The organism is Subtercola sp. YIM 133946 (assembly GCF_036553535.1).
In the GTDB taxonomy this organism is placed as follows: Bacteria; Actinomycetota; Actinomycetes; order Actinomycetales; family Microbacteriaceae; genus Subtercola.
On the sequence record NZ_JAZHPE010000022.1, the window covers coordinates 161,135 to 182,527 of the forward strand.

At 68.2% G+C, this 21,393-nt stretch carries 12 protein-coding genes; 5 read left to right on the plus strand and 7 right to left on the minus strand.

Annotated elements, in window-relative coordinates:
• Positions 1-55 precede the first annotated feature (55 nt).
• Entirely contained in the window at positions 56-628 is a 573-nt protein-coding gene (locus V3W46_RS08195) for a MarR family winged helix-turn-helix transcriptional regulator (RefSeq protein ID WP_331782602.1), read from the plus strand.
• A 108-nt stretch (positions 629-736) separates the two neighbouring features.
• On the opposite strand, the gene V3W46_RS08200 is transcribed toward V3W46_RS08195, so the two are convergent.
• Complete coding sequence (locus tag V3W46_RS08200) at positions 737-2,881, minus strand: bifunctional metallophosphatase/5'-nucleotidase (protein WP_331782603.1); 2,145 nt, start codon at positions 2,879-2,881, stop codon at positions 737-739.
• 151 nt (positions 2,882-3,032) lie between these two features.
• Here V3W46_RS08200 and V3W46_RS08205 point away from each other — a divergent pair, with 151 nt between their 5' ends.
• Together V3W46_RS08205 and V3W46_RS08210 are read left to right on the plus strand one after the other, a co-directional pair.
• Positions 3,033-3,953, plus strand: a complete 921-nt coding sequence (locus V3W46_RS08205) for a DMT family transporter (protein WP_331782604.1) — start codon at positions 3,033-3,035, stop codon at positions 3,951-3,953.
• A gap of 124 nt (positions 3,954-4,077) precedes the next feature.
• A complete protein-coding gene (locus tag V3W46_RS08210; RefSeq protein WP_331782605.1) occupies positions 4,078-4,713 on the plus strand; it encodes a TMEM175 family protein in 636 nt (211 codons plus the stop codon).
• A gap of 161 nt (positions 4,714-4,874) precedes the next feature.
• Here the strand turns inward: V3W46_RS08210 and V3W46_RS08215 are convergent, their stop codons facing one another.
• The 5 genes from V3W46_RS08215 to V3W46_RS08235 all read right to left on the minus strand — a co-directional run bounded on the left by V3W46_RS08215 (position 4,875) and on the right by V3W46_RS08235 (position 16,970).
• The gene (locus tag V3W46_RS08215; protein WP_331782606.1) at positions 4,875-7,331 is read right to left on the minus strand and encodes a DEAD/DEAH box helicase; all 2,457 of its coding nucleotides are present in this window, start codon (positions 7,329-7,331) and stop codon (positions 4,875-4,877) included.
• A gap of 386 nt (positions 7,332-7,717) precedes the next feature.
• On the minus strand, positions 7,718-9,886 hold the full coding sequence (locus tag V3W46_RS08220; protein WP_331782607.1) for a YhgE/Pip family protein: 2,169 nt from the start codon (positions 9,884-9,886) through the stop codon (positions 7,718-7,720).
• Positions 9,883-12,981, minus strand: a complete 3,099-nt coding sequence (locus tag V3W46_RS08225) for an MMPL family transporter (protein WP_331782608.1) — start codon at positions 12,979-12,981, stop codon at positions 9,883-9,885. Before V3W46_RS08225 ends, V3W46_RS08220 begins: the two co-directional genes overlap by 4 nt.
• Before the next feature lie 11 nt (positions 12,982-12,992).
• Positions 12,993-13,595 carry a TetR/AcrR family transcriptional regulator gene (locus tag V3W46_RS08230; protein ID WP_331782609.1) on the minus strand — a complete coding sequence of 201 codons (603 nt, stop codon included), beginning with the start codon at positions 13,593-13,595 and terminating at the stop codon, positions 12,993-12,995.
• Positions 13,596-13,679: 84 nt separating this feature from the next.
• Positions 13,680-16,970, minus strand: a complete 3,291-nt coding sequence (locus V3W46_RS08235) for an efflux RND transporter permease subunit (RefSeq protein WP_331782610.1) — start codon at positions 16,968-16,970, stop codon at positions 13,680-13,682.
• A 140-nt stretch (positions 16,971-17,110) separates the two neighbouring features.
• Here V3W46_RS08235 and V3W46_RS08240 point away from each other — a divergent pair, with 140 nt between their 5' ends.
• On the plus strand, positions 17,111-18,064 hold the full coding sequence (locus V3W46_RS08240) for an aldo/keto reductase (protein ID WP_331782611.1): 954 nt from the start codon (positions 17,111-17,113) through the stop codon (positions 18,062-18,064).
• Between the two features lie 189 nt (positions 18,065-18,253).
• On the opposite strand, the gene V3W46_RS08245 is transcribed toward V3W46_RS08240, so the two are convergent.
• Complete coding sequence (locus V3W46_RS08245) at positions 18,254-19,243, minus strand: sugar-binding transcriptional regulator (protein WP_331782612.1); 990 nt, start codon at positions 19,241-19,243, stop codon at positions 18,254-18,256.
• A gap of 163 nt (positions 19,244-19,406) precedes the next feature.
• Between V3W46_RS08245 and V3W46_RS08250 the strand changes: the two genes are divergently transcribed.
• The gene (locus tag V3W46_RS08250) at positions 19,407-21,182 is read left to right on the plus strand and encodes a glycerol-3-phosphate dehydrogenase/oxidase (protein ID WP_331782613.1); all 1,776 of its coding nucleotides are present in this window, start codon (positions 19,407-19,409) and stop codon (positions 21,180-21,182) included.
• The last annotated feature ends 211 nt before the right edge of the window (positions 21,183-21,393 follow it).

A 21,393-nucleotide genomic window follows, 5' to 3' on the forward strand; every position in this document is an offset into this window, starting at 1 on the left:
GCTCTTCCCGCCTCACAGGTTTCGTGCAGGTCGCATGTGACGATATGTTGTCGCTGTGGATGATGGCGAATTTGTCGATGGGGCGACGGTCGACGCCGGGCCCGTGATTCCGCGCCGACACCGGGCCACACCGCCGAAAGACGCGGTCGGTCGACTCGAGTGGGTGACCCAGCGACTGGTGCGAGCTCTGCAACGCGCCGTCGAGCTCGTCGCATCCGACAACGGCGTCACGGTGCCCGAATACCACCTGCTCCTGGCGATCAGCGACGATGTCGGCCGGTCGAACGCCGAGATCGCGCGGCTCATGTTCGTGACACCGCAGTCGGCGAACCGAGTGCTGGCCGATCTGGAACGGCGGGGTTTCGTCGTGCGCACCGACGATCCCTCGCACGGCCGAATTCGCAAGACCGTGCTCACGCCGGCCGGGCGTGCGGTGCTGCAGGAGTGCACGAACCGCATCGCGGTCATCGAGGGCCGCGTGATGGCCAGCCTCGAGCCAGAGCAACGCGACGTGATTCTTCCAGCGCTGCTCCGTGCCGCCGAAACGCTGGCCGGCGGGTACTTCGGCAACGCCGACGACGAACGAAGGGCCGAAGCGAACCGTCGCACCCGGCAGTCTCCGGCGTAGTCGGGCCGGGCAGCACTGCCGAGGCGGCGGGGCTGTGGAGTGAACTCCATCCACAGCCCCACTCGGCGCCGCCTGAGACCACGGATCAGACCGCGGCCGCCTCGCGCCTCACCGGGTGCGGCTGCCGCGCCGGCGCTGCACCGAGGTGAGGGCGGCGATGCCGAGCGCCAGCCCGAGCATCCCGAGCCCTGCCCAGCCCACCAGGGCGGCTCCGTCAGTGCCAGTGTTGGCGAGGGCCGCAGAGGCCGCCGCGACCGGGGTCGTCGTGGCCGCAGGCGTGGGGGTGGTCGGCACTGCGGCGGTGGCGACGGTGGTCAGAACGACCGCCGTCGTCGTTCCGGGCAACGTGACGACGATCGGCTGGCCGACCACCGCGTTCTGTGGCACGCTGAACGTCACCGTGGCACGGCCCACCTCGTCGGTGGTGTCGACGATCGCCGGGTCGATCGGGGCGCTGCCGATGACCGCGCCGTCGTAGAGCACGTCGACCGTGGGCGACACGGGCTCGCCGGCGCTGAACTGCAACGACGAGAGGTTGACCGTCACCGTCTGCCCGGCCGCCACACCCGCGGAGTCGATCGGAGTGACGAACTGTGCCCCGATGGCACGCTGGGCGTCGTCGGGGCTCGCGACGGGGAACGCCCCGAAGTAGTCGACCATCGACTGCAGGTCGATCTTTCCGGTGTCGGCTGCACCCGTGCCCTCAGCCAGCGTGACGAAGTTGTCGCCGCCAGAGGCGAGGAACGAGTTGACCACGATCTTCACACTCTCGTCTGCGCCGAGCGGCGCGCCGTTCAGCAGCATCGAGGTGATGTGCGCCCCGGCCGGGGCGGTGGGGTCGTAGGTGTACTCGAGAGACTTCGACACACCGAGCTTCAAGAAGGGCCGGGCGGCCGCAGCAGGCTGCCACTGCTCTTCGAGCACCTCTTTGATCTGGGCGCCGGTGAGGGTGGTCGTGACCAGGGTGTTGGCAAAGGGCTGAACGCTCGCCGCCTCTTTGAACGAGACCGCGCCGTCGGCATCGCCCGCGCCCGCCGAGGCATAGGTCAGGTCGGTTCTGAGGCCACCGGGATTCATGAACGCGATCTCGGCTCCGGCATCCTGTGTCGCCCAGAGCTGCACATCGGCGACGAAGTTGCCGAGCGTCGACTCGCCGCCGCGGTTCTCGCTGCCGTCGCTCTGCCGCGCCCGGTTGAAGTCGGCCGTGATCGTACCGGTCTGAACACTGCCCAGCACGTCGGCCACGGCGACTGCCTGCGTCACGATGCCCGCCACGGTCGGGTCTGCGGGGTACAGCGGCGCGTTGGGGGCGGCGGACTCGGTGAGAGGCAGCACCTCGGAGCTGATGCTCAACAGTTCTTTCGTCGACGGGTCGACCGAGAGCGCGAGGTGCCCGAGATCCATGCTGTAGGAGGCGGACTGCAAGACCGGCCGGGTGGCGCCCGGAACGCCGGGAACGGGAGCGTCGTAGTTGTACAGCTGGTGGGTGTGGGCGCTGACGATGGCGTTCACATTGCCGTCGACGCCGTCGACGATCTCGCCGAACGCCGAATCGGGTGCGGCCACAGCCGAGGTGGGGGCGCCCTCGTGCACGAGCAGTACGATCACGTCGGCCTCGCCGTTCGACGGGTCACCGTCTTTCAGTTCGTCGGCGACCGTGTTGACCGACGACACGATCGGGCCCACGGTGATGCTCGAGATGCCGGCCGGGCTCACCAGCGAGGGCAGCTCCTCTGTGACGGCGCCGATGAAGCCCACCTTGATTCCGTCGACCTGCTTCACGAAGTAGGGGTCGAGCACCGGCTCGCCGGTGGCCTTGTCGAACACGTTTGCGGCGAGGTAGGGGAAGTCGGCCGCACTCGACACCCGGCCGGTGAGGTCGTCGACACCCTGGTCGAACTCGTGGTTGCCCACCGACGACACATCGAGCTTCATCGCGTTCAGCGCGTCGATCGTGGGCTGGTCGTGCTGGATGAACGAGGTGAACGTCGACGCCCCGATGTTGTCGCCCGCCGAGACGAAGATCGTGTTCGGGTTCGCGGTTCTGAAGCTGTTCACGGCGCCCGCCAGCACGGCGGCACCCGCTGTGGTGCCGCTCGCCTCGAGTCGGCCGTGGAAGTCGTTGATGCTCACGATGTCGATGTCGACGGGAGCGGGGGCGGCCGAGGCGACGTCGCTCGAGACGACGGTGAGCCCGAGGGCCAGCGCGGCGGCGGCCACCGTGGCGCTCAGACGGAGGGAACGTGGCGACACGGGTGGTCTCCTAGCTGTGGGTCAGATGCGTGGATCGGATGCGTTAGTCGGATGCGTGGTGGTGTGGGCCCCTCGAGAAGGGCGCACCAGAACAATCTACGTTTCTGAGTGCACTCACAGAAGAGCGATCCCGATCTGTAACGTGTTCTTCATGTTCGCTGCCCTGCTCGGCACCATCGGTGCCTTCGTCTACGGCAGCTCCGACTTCCTCGGCGGCCTGGCAGCCAAACGCATCAGCCCGTTGCTCGTCACCGCCACGAGCGCCGCGACCGGCCTGGTGGTTCTGCTGCTGCTCTTCCCGCTGATCGGCGGCCAGTGGTCGTGGTCGGCTGTCGGCTGGGGTGCGCTCTCGGGCGTCTCGGGGGCCGTCGGGCTCTCGCTGCTCTACGCCTGCCTGGCCATCGGACCGATGAGCATCCTTTCGCCCCTCACCGCCATCATGTCGGCCGTCGTGCCGATGACCGCGGGCCTCATCACGGGAACGCGCTTCGGCCCGCTCGGCTACGCCGGTCTCGGCATTGCGCTCGTCGCGGTGGTTCTGGTGGGGTTCGTGCCCGAGAAGGGCGCCGTTCGGCCATCGCTGAAGGGCCTGCTGATGGCCGTCGCCTCGGGCGCCCTGATCGGCGGCTTCCTGATCTTCGTCGACCAGACGCCGACCGACTCGGGCATCGTTCCGCTGCTGTTCAATCGCAGTGTGAACGCCGCGCTGCTCTTCGGGGCGGTGGGCGTGCTGGCGGTTGCGACACGGGTTCGACGCCGTGCCTCTGGCCTGACGCACGCCGACTCGAGCGCCCCCGGGAGCGGGTCGGATGCCCGAGCCGAAGCCGCGGGCAGCCTGCGGGCTGCACTGCTGCTCGCCCTCGGCTGTGGCGTGCTCGACGCCGGGGCGAACGTGCTGCTGCTCACGGGCATCCACCTCGGCGACCTCGCGGTCATGTCGGTGCTGACTGCGCTCTACCCGGCAGGCACCATCGTGCTGGCCGCCATCGTGCTGCGGGAGCGCATCGCCCCGGTGCAGGTGGCCGGCCTGGTGCTCGCGCTCGTCGCGGCCGCGCTGCTCGCCCTCGCCTGAGCGGCGGGTCGGCGGGTCGGCGGGTCGGCGAGTCGGCGAGTCGGCGGGTCGGCGGTGCAGCTTCCCGGCGGCGGTGGCCGTAGCCAATGCCACCAACGGCCGCCCGAGCCGCGATAATTGCCTCATGGTTATCAGGCGCGGCTACGACCGACTCGTGAACCTCAGCGACGCGGTCATCGCCATCGCGGTCACCCTGCTGATCCTGCCCCTCGTCGACGCCGCCGGAAACATCGGCGACGCGTCACCCGGCCAATTCCTCGTCGATCACGAGGAACAGCTGTTTCTGTTCGCGCTCAGTTTCGTCGTCATCGCCGACTTCTGGCTCATCCACCACAAGCTGTACCGCGCGATCGAGGGGTACACAATAACGCTGGTCTGGGTGAACTTCGTCTGGCTGCTGACCATCGTGTTCCTGCCGTTCCCGACCGAGCTGCTCGGCCAGAGTTCGGGGTCGAACACCGTCACCTCGGCGCTCTACATCGGAACGATGGTCGTCACCACCTACGCCGGCCTCGTGGCGCAGTACATCATCGTGAAGACCCCCGAGATGCAGCTCGAGAACATCCGCGGCACCATCCTGCTCTCGCCCGCGGTCTTTCCGGCCATCGCCATGACGGCGGCCCTGATCGTGGCCGTCACCGTTCCGGGCGTCGGCCTCTGGGCCCTCGTCATCCTCTTCGTCTCGGGCTGGGTCGAGCGCTACTGGGTGCGCCGCAGCCGCGCCCGGCTGCGCGACCAGGCGGGCCGGCCCGTGGCCTGATCGCTCGCGCTCCACGCGGGTGCCCGGCGGGTACGAAGAAGGGCTTCGGATGCCCGCCCGAAGGCAGAGCATCCGAAGCCCTTCAGTCACTGCTCGGTTCGCACCGGGCACTCGGTTCGAACCGGATGTTCAGTGCGCCGCAGGAGCGGCTAAGCGCCAGATCAGATGCCCGCGCTCTGCAGGTCGTCGATCAGCTGGTCGCCGGGCATGGCCGGAACCATGGTGGCCTCGATGTCGGCGCGGCCGAGCAGCTCGTCCATGCGACGGCGGCGCGACTTCGAGATGAGCGTCACGACCGTGCCCTGCTTGCCCGCGCGGCCCGTGCGGCCCGAGCGGTGCAGGTAGGTCTTGTACTCGTCGGGAGCATCGGCCTGGATGACCAGATTGATGTCGTCGACGTGGATGCCTCGTGCCGCAACATCCGTCGCCACGAGTACGTTGACCCGGCCGCTGGTGAGCAGCTGCAGGTTGCGCGTGCGGCGCGACTGGTTGAGGTCGCCGTGCAGTGACGTGGCGGGAATACCCGCATCGTCGAGCTGGTCTGCGAGCTCTTCGGCGAACGCACGGGTGCGGGCGAAGATCAGCGTCTTACCCTCGCCACTGGCGAGCTGCTCGATGATCGCACGCTTGTCGCGCTGCTCGATGAGCAGCACGCGGTGGTCGATCGTCGACGAGGCCTGGTCTTCACCGGCGACTTCGTGCACGGCCGGCTCGACGAGAAACTCGTTGACGAGCTGGGCGACGCCCTTGTCGAGCGTTGCGGAGAAGAGCAGCTTCTGGCTCTTCGGCGCGGTGAGCCGAAGAATGCGCTGCACGGGCTCGAGAAACCCGAGGTCGCACATGTGATCGGCCTCGTCGAGAACGACGATCTTGACCTGCGAGAGGTCGAGACGACCCTGCTCGACGAGGTCTTCGAGGCGGCCGGGGGTCGCGATGATGATGTCGGTTCCGCGCTGCAGGGCAGAGACCTGCTTGAACTGCGGCACTCCGCCGAAGATCGGCGTGGTGAACAGGCCGACCGATCGGGCGATGGGCTGCACGGTGCGGTCGATCTGCATCGCGAGCTCGCGGGTCGGGGCCAGGATGAGCGCACGGGGCAGTCTGCCCGGCTTGCGACCCTTGGCGCCGTCGTTCTCCATCAGGCGCTCGACGAGCGGCGCACCGAAGGCGATGGTCTTGCCCGAGCCGGTCTTGCCACGGCCGAGAACATCCTTGCCGGCGAGAACGTCGGGAATGGTGGCTGCCTGAATCGGGAACGGGCTCGGAGCACCCATCGACGCCAGCTGGCGCGTGATGTTGTCGCCGAGACCGAGGTCGCCGAACGACATGTCGACCACGTCGCTCGCGGTGGTCACTTCGGCCTCGAGGCGCTCGAGTACGACGTCGTCCTGCGGGCCGAACCGGCCTGCGGCGACGGCGCCGGTGGCAGCCGCGGAGGCGTAGCCGTTGCTGTCGCGCTTCGGGTAGAAGTCGCTGCCGCGGCTGGCGCGGTCGGTGTTCGAGTCGCGTCGGTCATCGAACGAGCGGGCGGGGCGCTCGTTGCGGGCGCCGCGGTCGCCGTACGAGCCGCGGTCGCTGCTCGCGCCGCGGTCGCCGTACGAGGGGCGCTCGGTGCGGGCGGGGCGATCACTGTACGAGGGGCGTTCGCTGCGCTCGGGGCGGTCTCTGCGCTCGGGGCGGTCGCCGTACGAGGGACGCTCCGTGCGCGCCGGGCGATCACCGTACGAGGGACGCTCCGTGCGCGCCGGGCGATCGCTGTAGGAGGGGCGGCCGGTGGATGCTCCGCGATCGCCGTACGACGGGCGCTCCGTGCGGGCGGGGCGGTCACCGTACGACGAACGCTCGCTGCGCTCGGGGCGGTCACCGTACGACGGGCGGCCGGTGGAGGCACCGCGGTCGTTCGAGGCGCTGCGGTCACCGTACAAGGGGCGCTCCGAGCGGGCCGGGCGGTCGTTGTACGAACCGCGGTCGCTGCTGGCCGAACGGTCGCCATAGGAGGGACGACCGGTCGAGGCACCGCGGTCGGTGCGGTCACCGTACGACGGGCGGCCGGTGGAGGCACCGCGATCGTTCGATGCGCTGCGGTCACCGTACGACGGGCGCTCCGAGCGCCCAGCACCCGAAGAGTTGCGGTCACCGTACGACGGGCGACCGGTGGAGGCACCACGGTCATTGCGGTCACCGTACGACGCGCGGCCGGTCGAGGCACCACGGTCATTGCGGTCACCATACGACGGGCGGCCGGTCGACGCACCACGGTCATTGCGGTCACCATACGACGGGCGACCCGTCGACGCACCACGGTCATTGCGGTCACCGTACGACGGGCGACCCGTCGACGCACCACGGTCGCCGCGGTTGCTGTAGTTGCTCTCGCGGGTGGGCGGGGTGGCGCGCGGCTCCCAGTTGGGGCGGTCGCCGCGGCTGGTCGGGGCGGCACCGCGGGCGGCACGCTCGTCGGCGTTCCAGCGGGCCTTCTTGGGCGCGCCGGCGTCGGCGGCCTTGTAGCCGCGGTGACCCGCGCTGCGCGAACCGGCAGCGGCCGATGCGCCCCTGGAGCCCTTGGCTCCGGAGTAGTTGCTGCCGCTGTTGGCGGACTTCTTCGAGTAATCGGGCATGATGCTTTCCGGGTTATTTCATTTGCATGGCAAAGCGGTCAATACATTTGCGATTGACTTTTGCTGAACCCGGGCAGTCTTTGGCCGGGGCCGTTTCACATACGTGATTGTTCCCGCCCCGCGCTTTCACACCCCTGCACAACGTTCGTGCGGTGCTCTTGCGCTTGTGCACTCTCTGCATGCCGCATCCATATTGCGTCATGCCAATAACAGCTGAAATCACTGTCGCACGAAACGAGAAACCGGCCCACCTGACTTACAAACCCATCCGCGCACGACGCGCGGTGTCAAGAGCCGACCCACCTACGTTACACGATCCGCCCCGAAATAGCACGGAACGAGGGCTGAGACCCGCCGACGACCACCGGCGCAGCCCCAGGCCGACCCTACGTGGCGAGCCCCGGCGCGCGCGTTCCCGCCGCGGCGCCCGCATGATCGTGCTGCCCGTGTGCCGGCTCGCGCCCGCCCACCTCCACACCCTCGCCCGACGACGGCCCGTCGGTCGACGCACCGCGAGGGGTCGTCGGTCGCGAGTTCGCCCCCGCCAGCAGCCACCCCGTGCGAATCGGGTTGCGTCGCCGGGCCAGCGCGAAGCCGCACAGCAGCAGGCTCACCACCAGGATGATCGCCATCACCACCACGCTCGTCCACACCGGCCCCGAGTCGCCCTGCGTCAGGATGCCCTGCAGCCCGGCGACCGCATAGCTCATCGGCGAGATCGCACTGATGGCCTGGAACGGGCCGCTCAAGATCTGCACCGGATACAGCCCTGCCGTCGTCGCGATCTGCACCGCGAACAGGATCAGCGAGATGATGATGCCGACGCGCCCGAACGCCATGGTCAAGAACTGGTTGAACGCCATGAACGCGAGCGACACCAGCAGCGAGAAGCCGAACGCGGCCGGCAGGGTCGACCATCCGCCCCCGAGGCTCAGGTACAGGTACAGCATCACCAGCACGACCTGAATGGCACCGATGGCGGATGCCCGGCCGAACACCCGCGCGACGAGTCGCCCCGTCGACGCAGAGCTCGCGAGCACCGCGCTCTTCAGCGGACGGAAGAAGAGGAACACGGCAAGCGCGCCGATCCACAGCCCCGCGGGAATGATCAGGATCGCGATGACCTGGCCGATTCCGTCGACCGGGTTGAGCGCGGTGACGTTCACCGCGATCGGGTCGGCCGCGATCTTGGCCGCCGCCGCCGGATCGGTCGCCGTGTTGTTCGCGAGCGCGTCGGCGCCCGACTGCAGGCCGGTCTGCAGCTGCGTGATGTTGGTGGCGAGCAGGCCCGCGCCGTCGGCGGACTGCTGGATCGCGGGCGCGAGCTTGGCCAGCCCCGAGGCCAGGTCGGCCGCACCCGAGTCGAGAGCGGCGGAGTTCGCCGAGATCTGGTTCGCCCCTGACGACAGGCTCGAGATGCCCGACTGCAGCTGGCTGACACCCGACGACGTCGACGACGAGAGCGTCGAGCCGGCGCTCGACGCCTGGCTGAGGCCGCCCTGCAGGCCCGAGTAGCCTCCGCTCAGCTGCTGCTTCTGCGTGTCGGTCAGGTAGGGATTCGACGAGATCGCGGCGAGGATGCCCGGCGACAGTTTGTCGGCGCCCGACGACAGGCTCGTGATGCCCCCGGTGTACTTGCTGACCCCGCTCGAGAGCTGCGACAGACCCGCCGCGCTGTCATCGAGCTTGGTGAGCCCACCGGCGAGTTGATCGACCCCGCCCGTGTATCCGGCGATGCCGGTGCTCAGGCCGGCCGCGCCCGTGGCGGCGTTGGTGGCACCGGTGGCGATCTCGTTGAGGCCGCCCTGCAGGCTGGTGGCACCGGTCGCGAGCTGCCCCGCGCCGCTGGCCGCCGTCGACAGCTGAGTGCCGACCGTGCCGAGCCCGGTGTAGACGCCGCTCAGCACCTGGGCCGTGACGGTCTGGCCGAAGCCGGCCTTGATCGCGTTGCCGACCGTGGTCGCGACGACGCTCGAGAGGTAGCCGTGCGAGTTGTCGGTGGCGATGTCGATGGAGGCCTGCACGGGGGTCGGCGTGCCGAGGCTGCTGACCTGCTTCGAGAAGTCTTCGGGAATCGTCAGCACCGCGTAGTAGGTGCCGTCGGCGAGGCCCTTGGCCGCGTCGGCCGAGTTCGTAACGTGCCAGTCGAAGCCGCTGGCGTCGGGCCCGGTGAGCTGGGTGACGAGACCGCGGCCGGCGTACACGGTCGACTGGGTGCCGTCGGTCGCCGTGGTGGTGATCAGCTGGTCGTTGTTCACCAGCGCCGCGGGCACCTTGTTGATGTTGGTGCTGACGTTCGAGAACGCCCCCGAGAACAGCCCGCTGGCGGCCAGCGGGATGGCGATGACGGCGAGCAGTCCGATGGCGAACCAGACGCCCCGGCGCCTGCGGTGCGAACGCGCGGTCATCTCGGCGGTGGGCGCAGCGGAGGCGCCCGACGGGTTCGGCTGTGTGGGGGCGGAGTCGGCGCGGGAGGCGGTGCCGGCACCGCCACCAGACGCGGCGGGCACGACGGCCGCCTGGGCGGCGTGGTCTGCGGAGTGCGGTGACGTCATCGCAGTGATCCTTCCTGGCGGGCAGGGTGTGAGAGTTCGAGAATGCTGACCGGTCGCGGTGCGGGGTGATTCGGGTCTGTGGCCGCGTGCTCGTGGCCGACGTGCGACGGCTCGAGGCCGGGCGGCAGTGCCGGCAGCCCGACGACCAGGGTGGTCTCGGCGGGAACCAGGGCGACGAGCGACCGCAGGAACACGGTGTCGTCGTCGGTGGGCGATCCGAGATCGCCGGTGTCGACCACGAGCAGCCGCGACCGGTCGGCGAGGCCGAGCGCGGTGTGCAGCAGGGCCGTGCCGACGGGCGAGAGTTCACCGAGAGCTGTCGACTCGCCGATGGCACGTTCGGCGGGAAATCCGTCGAGCGCTGCGTTCACCGCGGCGATGCGCTGGGCGACCTCGGCCTTCGACACCCACGGCCTGAACCACGGCTTGGCGAGGCTGAGACGCTCGCGCATCGCCGCCTCGACGGTGGTGTCGACGTCGGGGCGCGCCGACGACGCATCGACGAGCGACACGCTGCGGCTGATCGCACCCGATTCCGACGGCACGCAGTGGCCCAGAATCTGCAGCTCACCGTGCTCGGGCAGCACTCGGCCGGCCAGCGTGGCGCCGAGCAGCCGGCGCGAACTCGTGTCGCCGCCCACGACGAGCAGGCCGCCGAACGCCACGGAGACGTCGACCGTGCCTTCGAGGCCGGCGATGGCCAGCTTCTCGGCGGTGACGGCGTCGCCGGTGTGCTTCGAGGCCCAGGCGGAGTTGGTGATGTGCTCACGCAGGCCCTCACCCTCGACGTCGACGTTCGGCAGGATGCGCCCGATGAACTTCGGCAGCGCCCAGGCGCTGCGCCCCAGCATGGTCATGACCGCCGGGATGAGCGTCATACGCACCAGGAAGGCGTCGACGAACACGCCCACCGCGAGCGCCAGGGCGATCTGTTTGATGGCACCTGTGCCCTCGGGCACGAACGCGAAGAAGACGAAGAACATGATGAGCGCTGCCGCGGTCACCACGCGCGCGCCGTGCACGAAGCCGACCCGCACCGACCGTCGCGCGTCGCCCGACTTGACGTACTCCTCACGCATGCCCGACACCAGGAAGACCTGGTAGTCCATCGCGAGCCCGAACAGGATGGCCATCAGCAGAATCGGCAGAAAGCTCAGCAACGGCCCCGTCGTGTCCATGTTCAGCAGGCTGCCGCCCCAGCCCCACTGGAAGACGGCGACCGAGACACCGAAGCTCGCCCCGACCGAGAGCAGGAAGCCGAGCGCGGCGCTCAGGGGCACGGCGATCGAACGGAACACCATGGCGAGCAGGATGATCGACAGCCCCACCACGAGAATGCCGAACGGCAGCAGTGCAGCCGTCAGCACGTTCGACACATCGACGGCGACGGCGGTCGCGCCCGTGACGGTGATCGGTGTGCCGAGGTCGGCGGTGATCTTCGTATTGAGGTCACGCAGGTCGTGAACGACCGTCTTCGTCTCGGGCGAGTCGGGTGCGGCATCCGGAATCACCCGGAAGATCGCGGTGTCGAGCGTCGAGTCGGGCACCCCCTGGCTGACGTAGGTGACGCCCTGCACGGTGCCCAGCTCGTCTTGGATCTTGGTCAGCACGCCCTGGATGTCGGTCGACTGGGTGATGTCGGCGACGACGATCAGCGGGCCGTTGTAGCCCGGGCCGAAACCCTTGGCGAGAATGTCATAGGCCTGCCGGTTGGTCGTGTTGAGCGGCTGCTGCCCCGAGGTGGGCAGGTTGAGATCGAGGCTCAGGGCCGGAATCGAGGCGACGCCGACGATGCCGAGAACGACGATGACGAACACGATCGGCGCCTTCATCACGATGCCCACCCAGCGTGCGCCCATCGATCTGCCGACGGGCCTGCTCGCTGTGGCGGCGCGCCTGGCGGCCTTCGCGTCGGCCACCGGAGCGACGGCGCCGTCGGCCACGACGACCCCAAGGTCGATCGGCTGCGTATCGGTCGTCGCGATCGTCGCGGTCTTCGCGGTCTCGGCCGCCTCGGTCGTCTCGGTAGCCGAGTGGCCCGACAGGTCGGCGAGGGCGCGGCGCTGCACCCGGCCGCCCTCCTTGGGCGCGAGGCGGTGCTTGAACAGCCCCATGATCGCCGGCAGCAGGGTGAGGGCGATCAGCACCGCGACGAACACAGCGAACGCCGCAGCGACACCCATCACGCTGAGAAACGGGATGCCCACCACGAGCAGCCCCAGCAGGGCGATGATCACCGTGGTACCCGCGAACGCCACCGCGCTGCCCGCCGTTGCGACGGCCTGAGCCGCCGACTCCTCGGGCGGTATGCCCTGGGCGAGCTGCGTTCGGTGGCGCGACAGAATGAACAGCGCGTAGTCGATGCCCACCGCGAGCCCGATCATGGCGGCCAGCGTCGGCGCGGTGCTCGACACCTCGGCGAAGGCCGAGACGAGGATGACCGCGCCGAGTGACACGCCGACGCCGAGGATGGCCGACAGCAGTGGCAGCCCTGCCGCGAGGATCGAGCCGAACGTGAAGAACAGAACGATGGCAGCGAACACGACGCCGAGACCCTCAGACGGGCTCACCGCGACCCCGGTGGCCTGAAAGATGTCGCCGCCGAATTCGACCCGGATTCCCGCATCGGTCGCCGGCGCCTTCGCGTTCTCGACCTCGGTCACCGTCGACGCCGGGATGCTCGTGGTGGGGCCGTCGAACTGAACGGTGGCGTAGGCGATCGTGCCGTCTTTCGAGATCGCGTTTGCGGCATACTGCGAGTAGGGGTCGATCACCGACGACACGTGGTCGATCTTCGCGATGGCATCGGTCGTCGCCGTGATGGCGGCCTTGTTGGCCGCGTCGTTGACGGTCTGCCCGTCGGGAACCTCGAACACCACCTGCGCGCTGGCACCGGCGGCCGCCGGGAACACCGCGCTCAGCTTGTCGAGCGCCTGCTGCGACTCGGTTCCGGGAATCGAGAACGTGTTCACCGTCGACCCGCCGAGGGCGACTCCGCCGCCCAGGATGGCCACGAGCACCAAGAACCAGGCGACGACGATCTGCCAGGAATGGCGATAGGAGAAGCGACCGATGCGATACAGAAGCGTTGCCATTGTCGAGGCTCCTAGACGGTGAGGCGGTTGGGCGTGGCAGGGGCAGAACGTGGAACGAGAAGCTCTGAGACCACGTCGATGAGGGCAGCCCTGACCTCGTCGATGGAGTCGCTGATGTCGATGTCGACGGCACTCGTGGCCAGAACGTAGGCGGCGCCGGCGAGACCCACCCCGAGTCTGATGCGGTGGTTCACGCTCGGCAGTTCGGTGTCGAACGAGGCCGCCAGCCGGGTGATGTACTCGCGCGCCCGGTCGACGGTCGGGATGCCCGACAGCGACTGGCCCTGGTTGATGATGATGTGCGCCTCGAGCCGGTAGCGCAGCAGGAAGTCGATGAACTCCTCGACGAACTCGGCTCGTTGTTCATCGTCTGCGATGCGGCCGATCGACCCCTGGAGCAGCAGCTCGATGGTGTCGACGGCAGGCGCGAGCACCGCCTCGAGCAGCGCCTCCTTCGAGGCGAAGTGATACAACACGCTCGACTTCGAGTAGCCCGCGGCATCGGCGATCTGCTGCAGCGAGGCGCCGGCGTAGCTGGTCTGGGCGAACAGGCGCAGCGCGACAGCCCGCAGCTCGTCGGCGGGGTCGGCTCGGGGCGTCGTCGATTCTGACACTCCGACAGCGTAGCTGACCGCTCGGTCAGATACTGTGCGATCGGTCAGACGTGAGGTCGACTCCCAGTTCGGGGCCACCGGTTCTCAGACAGACTCATCGGGCGCGCCGGCCGACAGGGCCAGCACCGGGCGATCCGCCGCCGCGTCGGCGTCGTGCTGCGCCCGCCGATCGGCGAACCGCTGATCACGGCGGGCCCGGCGCCGTTCACGGCCGCCCTCGACGATGTTGTAGAGCACGGGCAAGACGATCAGGGTCAGAACGGTCGACGAGATCAGCCCGCCGATCACCACGATCGCAAGGGGCTGCGAGATGAAGCCGCCGTGGCCGGTGAGACCGATGGCCATCGGCAGCAGCGCGAAGATGGTCGCGAGGGCGGTCATCAGAATGGGCCGCAGCCGCCGGCTCGAGCCCTGCACCAGCGCCTCGCGAACCGGCAGGCCGCGGGTCCGGTACTGGTTCACCAGGTCGACGAGAACGATGGCGTTCGTCACCACGATGCCGATCAGCATCAGCACGCCGATGATCGACGGCACCCCGAGCGGGATGCCCGAGATGACCTGCAGCGCGATGGCGCCCGTCGCGGCGAAGGGCACCGAGACCAGCAGCAGCAGGGGCTGCAGCAGGCTCTTGAACGTGGCCACCATGACCACGTAGACGATCAGGATGGCGACGAGCAGCGCGATACCGAGCTGGCCGAACGCGTCGCTCTGGTCGGAGGTGGCGCCGCCCAGGGTGGCCGTCGCTCCGGCCGGAAGCGTGGTGTCGGCCACAGCCTTCGACACCTCGGCGCTCGCGCCGCCGAGGTTGTCGCTCGACGGCGTGGCCGTGATGGCGGCGGTGCGGAGCCCCCGCGACTCGGTGATCGTGTCGGGGCCGTTCTGCTGAGACACGGTCGCGACCGAATCGAGCCGCGCCGGGCCCGCGGCGGTGGGAATCGGCAGGGCGGCCAGCTCGGCCTGCGTCGTCGGCGTCGAGTCGCTGGCGATGTAGATCGTGTACTGCGTGCCGTCGATGCCGATCGAGCCGACGGTCTGCGGCTGCATCGCATTCGAGACCAGAGTGCCCACCGCCACCTCGCTGAGCCCCGCGGCGGCGGCCTTGTCGCGGTCGACGGCGACGGCGATGTACGGCCTGGTCGCCGCGAGGTTCGAGGTGGCCTGGGTGATGTCGGAGAGCTTCGAGACAGACGCCAGCAGGGCATCCGACGCCGTCTGCAGGTCGGTCTGGTTCGAGGCCGTGATGTCGACCTCGATGTCGGAGGAGCCGCCGAAGCCGGCCGAGGCACCCACCGAGATCTCGCCGACGTCGGGGATGGCCTCGACGTCGGTGCGCACGGTGTTCTGCAGGTCGTCCTGGTTCACGTTCTCGTCGGTCGTGATGGAGTAGGTGATCGCATTGGCCCCGCCGCCGGCGAAGGCGTCGCGCAGGCTCGAGCCGCTCGACCCGATCGACACCTGAACGGTCTGCACGCCCGCGATGCCCTGCAGGGTGGACTCCACCTTCTGCGCCGACGCGTTCTGCGCGTCGAGGCTCGACCCCACGGGCACGGTCTGCGTGACGGTCAGTGTGTTCTGGCCGCTCGAGCCGAGGAAGTTGGTCTTCATGAAGGGCACCAGCGCGAACGTTCCGGCGAGCACGAACACCGCGATGAGCAGAGTGGCGACAGAGTGCTTGAGGGTCCACGAGATGATCGGCAGGTAGCGGCGCTGAAGGGCGGTGGGCTTCTCATCGTCGACCACGGCTGCCTGGCGACGGCTTCTCCGACCGACGGGAAGCGCGGCGGTCGCCACGGCGACGGCGCCGCCCACCGCACGCTTGGTGTGCGAGCTGCCGAGAAACCAGTACGCCAGCACGGGAACGATCGTCAGCGCGACGAACAGGGAGGCGAGGAGGGCGATCGTCACGGTGAGTGCGAACGGGCGGAACAGCTCGCCCGTGGTGCCCTGCACGAACGAGATGGGCAGGAAGACGGCGACCGTCGTCACCGTCGAGGCCGTGATGGCGGTGGCGACCTCGCGTACGGCCTCGACAATGACCTGCGAACGAGTGGCCGCGTCGATCGGGCCACCGACCTCGGCGAACGTCAGGTGCCTCTTGATGTTCTCGATCACCACGATCGAGTCGTCGACCACACGGCCGATGGCGATGGTGAGGGCACCGAGCGTGATGATGTTGAGCGAGTAGTCGGCCGCCTGCATCGCGATGAAGGTGATGAGCACCGAGGTCGGAATCGAGATCGCCGTGACCAGCGTCGACCTGATCGACATCAGGAACACCAGGATGATCACCACCGCGAAGAACAGGCCGAGCAGGCCCTCCTCGGCCAGCGAGTTGATCGACTGCTGGATGAACGGGGCCTGGTCGAAGACCACGGTGAAGGTCGCCCCCGGCATGGCCGCCTCGAGCGACGGGATGAGGTCGCGCACGCCCTTCGACACATCGACCGTGTTGGCGGCCGGCAGCTTGGTGACCGCGATGGTCAGCGCGGGCTGCCCGTTCACCCGCGAGATGGAGGTCACGGGATTGTCGACGAGCGCCACGGTGGCGACGTCGCCGATGGTCGTGACCGTTCCGCCCGAGGCGGCCGCCGCCGCTGCCGCGGCCGCGGCGCCCGCCTCCCCCGAACCCGTCGCCGTGGCAGGCGAGACGGGCAGCGCGCCGATGTCGGCGACGCTGGTGAGGGTCGACCCGGCCTGCACCGAATAGGTCAGCCCGTTCTCGGTGAGCGAGCCGGCCGGAATGAGCTGGCCGTTCGTCGCGACCGCGTTGGTCAGCGAGGTGTCGGTGAGCCCGGCCGCCGCCATCTTCGCGGGGTCGGGAGTGATGGTGACGCGCTTGCCGACATCGCCCAGCAGCTGGGCCGCACGCACCCCGTCGACCTGTTCGATGTCGGTGAGGGTCGTCGCGTTGATCTGCGCCGCCATCGCGTCGGTGTCGCCACCGGTGACGGCGATCTGGATGACCGGCAGGTCTCCGATGCTGCCGCTCAGCACCTGCGGGGTGAGCCCGTCGGGCAGCGTCGACTGGATGCGGTTGATTGCCTGGCTGATCTTCTGCTCGGCGTTGGCGAGGTTGGTGCCGTAGACGAACGTCGCATTCACGATCGAGAGGTTGGTGCTCGACGTCGCCGATGTCGTGTCGATGCCTTCGACACCCTGCACCGCCTGCTCCACCGGCACGCTCACATCGGCGTTCACCACCTCGGGCGAGGCACCCGGGTAGTTCGTCAGCACCACCAGCTGCGGAAAGTCGATCGAGGGAATCAGCTCTTGTTTCAGGCTGGTCAGCGCGAGCGAACCGAAAATGGCGACGACGATCGTCACGAGGGCGATCAGCGCCCTGTTCTTCATACTGAAGACGGCGAGAAAGTGCACGTGACCCTTTCGTGGGGCTTGCGCGTGAGGCTTCGGCGGCCTTCAGTCTCTCATTCCCGGCCCCGGCGCGCTAAACAGGGCCTCCGGGCGGCAGACGCCTTGACACTAACCTTGAAGGTGTTCACTTCGAAAGGACTTCCATGGCCCGCATCGGCTCCAGCGATCTCGACGTCTTCCCCCTCTGCCTCGGCGGCAATGTCTTCGGCTGGACAGCCGACCAGCAGGCCTCCTTCGACATCCTCGACGCCTTCGCGAGCGGCGGCGGCACCTTCATCGACACGTCTGACTCGTATTCGGCGTTCGTGCCGGGCAACGACGGCGGCGAGTCCGAGACCATCATCGGCCAGTGGCTCGCACAGCGCGGCAGCCACGACGACCTGGTGATCGCCACGAAGGTCAGCAGGCACCCCGACTTCCTCGGGCTTTCGGGGCCGAACATCCACGCCGCCGCCGACGCCTCGCTCGGGCGCCTCGGCGTCGACGCGATCGATCTGTACTTCGCGCATTTCGACGACGAAGACACTCCGCTCGAAGAGACGGCCGCCGCGTTCGACGAGCTGGTCACCGCCGGCAAGGTGCGCTACTACGGCATCTCGAACTACTCGGCCGAGCGCCTCGAAGAGTGGCTGGCGATCGTCGAGGCGAACGGCTACGCGCGCCCCGTGGCGCTGCAGCCGCACTACAACCTCGTACATCGCAACACGTTCGAAGAGACGCTGGCGGCGATCGCCGAACGCGCAGACCTCGGCGTCGTTCCCTACTACTCGCTCGCCAGCGGCTTTCTGACCGGAAAGTACCGCTCGCCAGACGACAACGCCGGCACCGCCCGCGGCACGGGCGCCGCGAAGTACGCCACCCCGGCCGGCCTCGCCATCGTCGACGCACTCGAAGAGATCGGCGCGGCCCACGAGGCCAGCATCACGACCACGGCGCTCGCCTGGCTGCTCGCCAAGCCCACGGTCGTGGCCCCCATCGCCAGCGCCTCTCGCGTCGAGCAGGTCGCCGACCTGCTCGCGGTCGCAGCCGTCACCCTCACGCCCGACGAGGTCGCCCGCCTCGACGCCGTCAGCGCCTGGACTCCGCCGGTCGAGTAGCCGCACGCCCCGCGCCGGTCGAGTAGCGCCACACCTCCGCCGGTCGAGTGACGCCACTCCCCGCTGGTTGAGTAGCGCCACTCCCCGCTGGTTGAGTAGCGCCACGCAGTGACGCGTATCGAAACCCCCCCGTCGAGAATGACGCACTGCCGGTTTCGATACGCTGCTGCGCAGCTACTCAACCAGCGGTCAGTCGTCGAGCAGGCCGTGCACGGTGGCCTCGTCGACGATCAGGTCGGTGATGAGGTGCGCCGCCAGCGCGCCGCGCAGCGCCGGCATGCGCGACTTGCCCGAGACGACGCACACCCGGCGTGACACCCGGGCCAGCTGGTCGAGGGGCGGGCCGCTGGCCCGCGAATTGATCGGCACATCGGCGCTCGAACCGTCGGCGCGGTAGAAGACGGTCGCCACGTCGCCGACCACGTTCGAGGCCGTGAGGCTCGCGAAGTCGTTCTCGTCGAGGTAGCCGCTCGTGTACACATGGCCGGGCACGTCAGACAGCGGTGTGCCGAGCCCGAAAAGTGCGACATCCATTCGCTTCTGAATGTCGAGTACGCGCCTGATACTGCGTTCGCGCCAGAGCACCTGTTTGGTGGCCGGGTCGTCGAAGAACGCCGGAACCGGAAACTGCTGCACATAGGCGCCGTACGCCGTGCCGAACCGGCTCATGATCTCGCTGGCATAGACGATGCCGGTGGTGCGGGTGTTGGCCGCCCCGTTCAGCTGCACGATCTGCGAGTTGTGCGTGACCTTCGGCTGCAGGTGCCGGCTCACGGCGCTCATGGTGCTGCCCCAGGCGATGCCCATGGTCATGTTCGAGTCGAAGAACTGGTTGAGAATTCGTGCGGCCGACATGGCCACGCGCTCGAGCCGGTCGACCTCATTGGCCGAATCGGGCACCGGCACGACGTGAACGGTGACGTGGTGCTTCTCCTGCACCCGCTGCAGCGCGGTCGAGATGCGCTCGGCCGGCGTCTTCACCTGTATCTCGACGAGCCCCGCCTCGCGGGCGAAGCTGATCAGACGAGAGACGGATGACCGTGAGGTGTGCAGCTCGGCGGCGATGGCCTCCATCGTGAGGTCTTGCATGTAGTAGAGGTGCGCAGCCCTGAGCGCATCGCGCACCCGTTCGCTGCCGCCGGCGTGCTCGACGGGATGCTCGGCCACAGGTGCCTTCATTGCAGTCCTCTTCTGGTTCTCACGACAGCTCTCCTGCCCAATCAATACATAGTCTGCACGTATGTGCAAGTAGCTTGACCAAACGTGTTGCGGTTCTCATTATGTATTGAGTCACACGGATTGCACGGCTGCAACCTGGGACTTACACGAAGGCGAGTACACAGTGACTGACAACAACAGTGACACCTCTGCGGAGACCTCGATCCGCAGCGACGTTCAGGCAATTCTCGACCGGCCGACGGCTCAGGTTCTCGTCATCGGCGGTGGCATCAACGGCGTCGGAACATTCCGCGACCTGGCCCTGCAGGGCGTCGACGTCATCCTCATCGAGCGCAGCGACTTCATCTCGGGCGCCTCGGCTGCGTCGAGCCACATGATCCACGGCGGCGTGCGCTACCTCGAGAACGGCGAGTTCCGGCTCGTGCGCGAATCTGTGCAGGAGCGCAACCGACTGATGAAGCTGGCGCCGCACTACGTGAAGCCGCTGCCGACGACCATTCCCATCTTCTCCACCTTCTCGGGCATCCTGAGCGCACCGCTGCGTCTGCTGACCCACAAGCAGGGCGGCAAGACCAAAGAGCGCGGCGCGCTGCTCATCAAGGTGGGCCTGACCGGCTACGACTCGTTCTCGCGCGACGGCGGCACCGTGCCCCGCCACGAGTTCAAGGGCCACAAGAAGTCGATGCAGAAGTTTCCGAAGCTGCGCGACTCGGTCAAGTACACCGCTCGTTACTTCGACGCCGCGGTCGAGAACCCCGAGCGCCTCGCGCTCGACATCGTGGGCGACGGCCGCACGGCCGGCAAACCCGGCGTCGACGGCAAGGCCCGCAGCGCAAACTACGTCGAGGCGATCGGCGACAGCGACGGCGGCGTGCTGCTGCGCGACACCGTGAGCGGCACCGAGTTCACGGTCAAGGCCGACGTCATCGTCAACACCTCGGGCCCCTGGACCGACCTCACGAACAAGGCTCTCGGCAAGCAGACCAGCTACATGGGCGGCACCAAGGGATCGCACATCGTGCTCGACAACCAGGAGCTGTTCGACGCCTGCGCCGGCGGCGAGATCTTCTTCGAGAACAACGACGGCCGCATCGTGCTGATCTACCCGCTCAACGGTCGTGTGCTCGTCGGAACCACCGACATCGACGCCGACCCGAGTGTGCCGAGCGTCTGCACCGAAGAAGAGGTCGACTACTTCTTCAAGCTGGTGTCGCACGTTTTCCCAACGATCGCGGTCGACCGTTCGCAGATCGTGTACCGCTATTCGGGCATCCGCCCCCTGCCGAAGCACGACGACACCGCCCCCGGGTTCGTGTCGCGCGACTACCGCATCGAGCAGACCGTGTTCGCCGGCGACAGCAAGACGCCGGTGCTCTCGCTCGTCGGCGGCAAGTGGACCACCTGGCGTGCCCTCAGCGAGCACCTCACCAACGAGACGCTCGGCCTGCTGCACACGACCCGCTCGGTCAGCACCGAGACCCTGCAGATCGGTGGCGGCGTCGGCTTCCCGCTCACCGACTCGGCCACCAAGGCCTGGGTCTCGGAGCACTCAGCCGGGCTCACGCCTGAGCGCACCGCCCAGCTGCTGAAGCGCTACGGCACGAAGGCCGCCGGCGTGATCGCGTACATCAACGAACACTCCGACGACGCGCCGCTCGCGTCGCTGCCCGACTACAGCACCGCCGAGATCGACTACCTGATCGCGAACGAGTACGTGGTGCACCTCACCGACCTCGTGCTGCGGCGCACCATCGTCGCCTTCATCGGCGGCCTGACGCAGCCCGTCTTCGACGAGCTCAGCACCATCCAGGGCAGGCAGCTCGGATGGTCGGCAGAACAGCTGGCCGACGAACGCAGCCGGGCCGTGAAAGACCTCGACTTCTTCCACGGGCTCACCCTCGACGCCACCGCCCCCAAGCCGGCCACGCAGAAGGCCTGAACACCTGCAAATAATGCACGAACGTGCACCTCGCACGCCTTGTTGAGGAATGCGCGGCAGGACTAGGTTTCAAACTGGTTCCGCTCGCGCATCCCGATGTGCGGGCGAACGAGGGTTCAACAACAGTGACGTAGCCGTCACAGAAGAAAGGTCAACGTGGACAATCTAGGTATTGATTTCGTATCGGAGCTGGTGGGTACTGCCCTGCTTG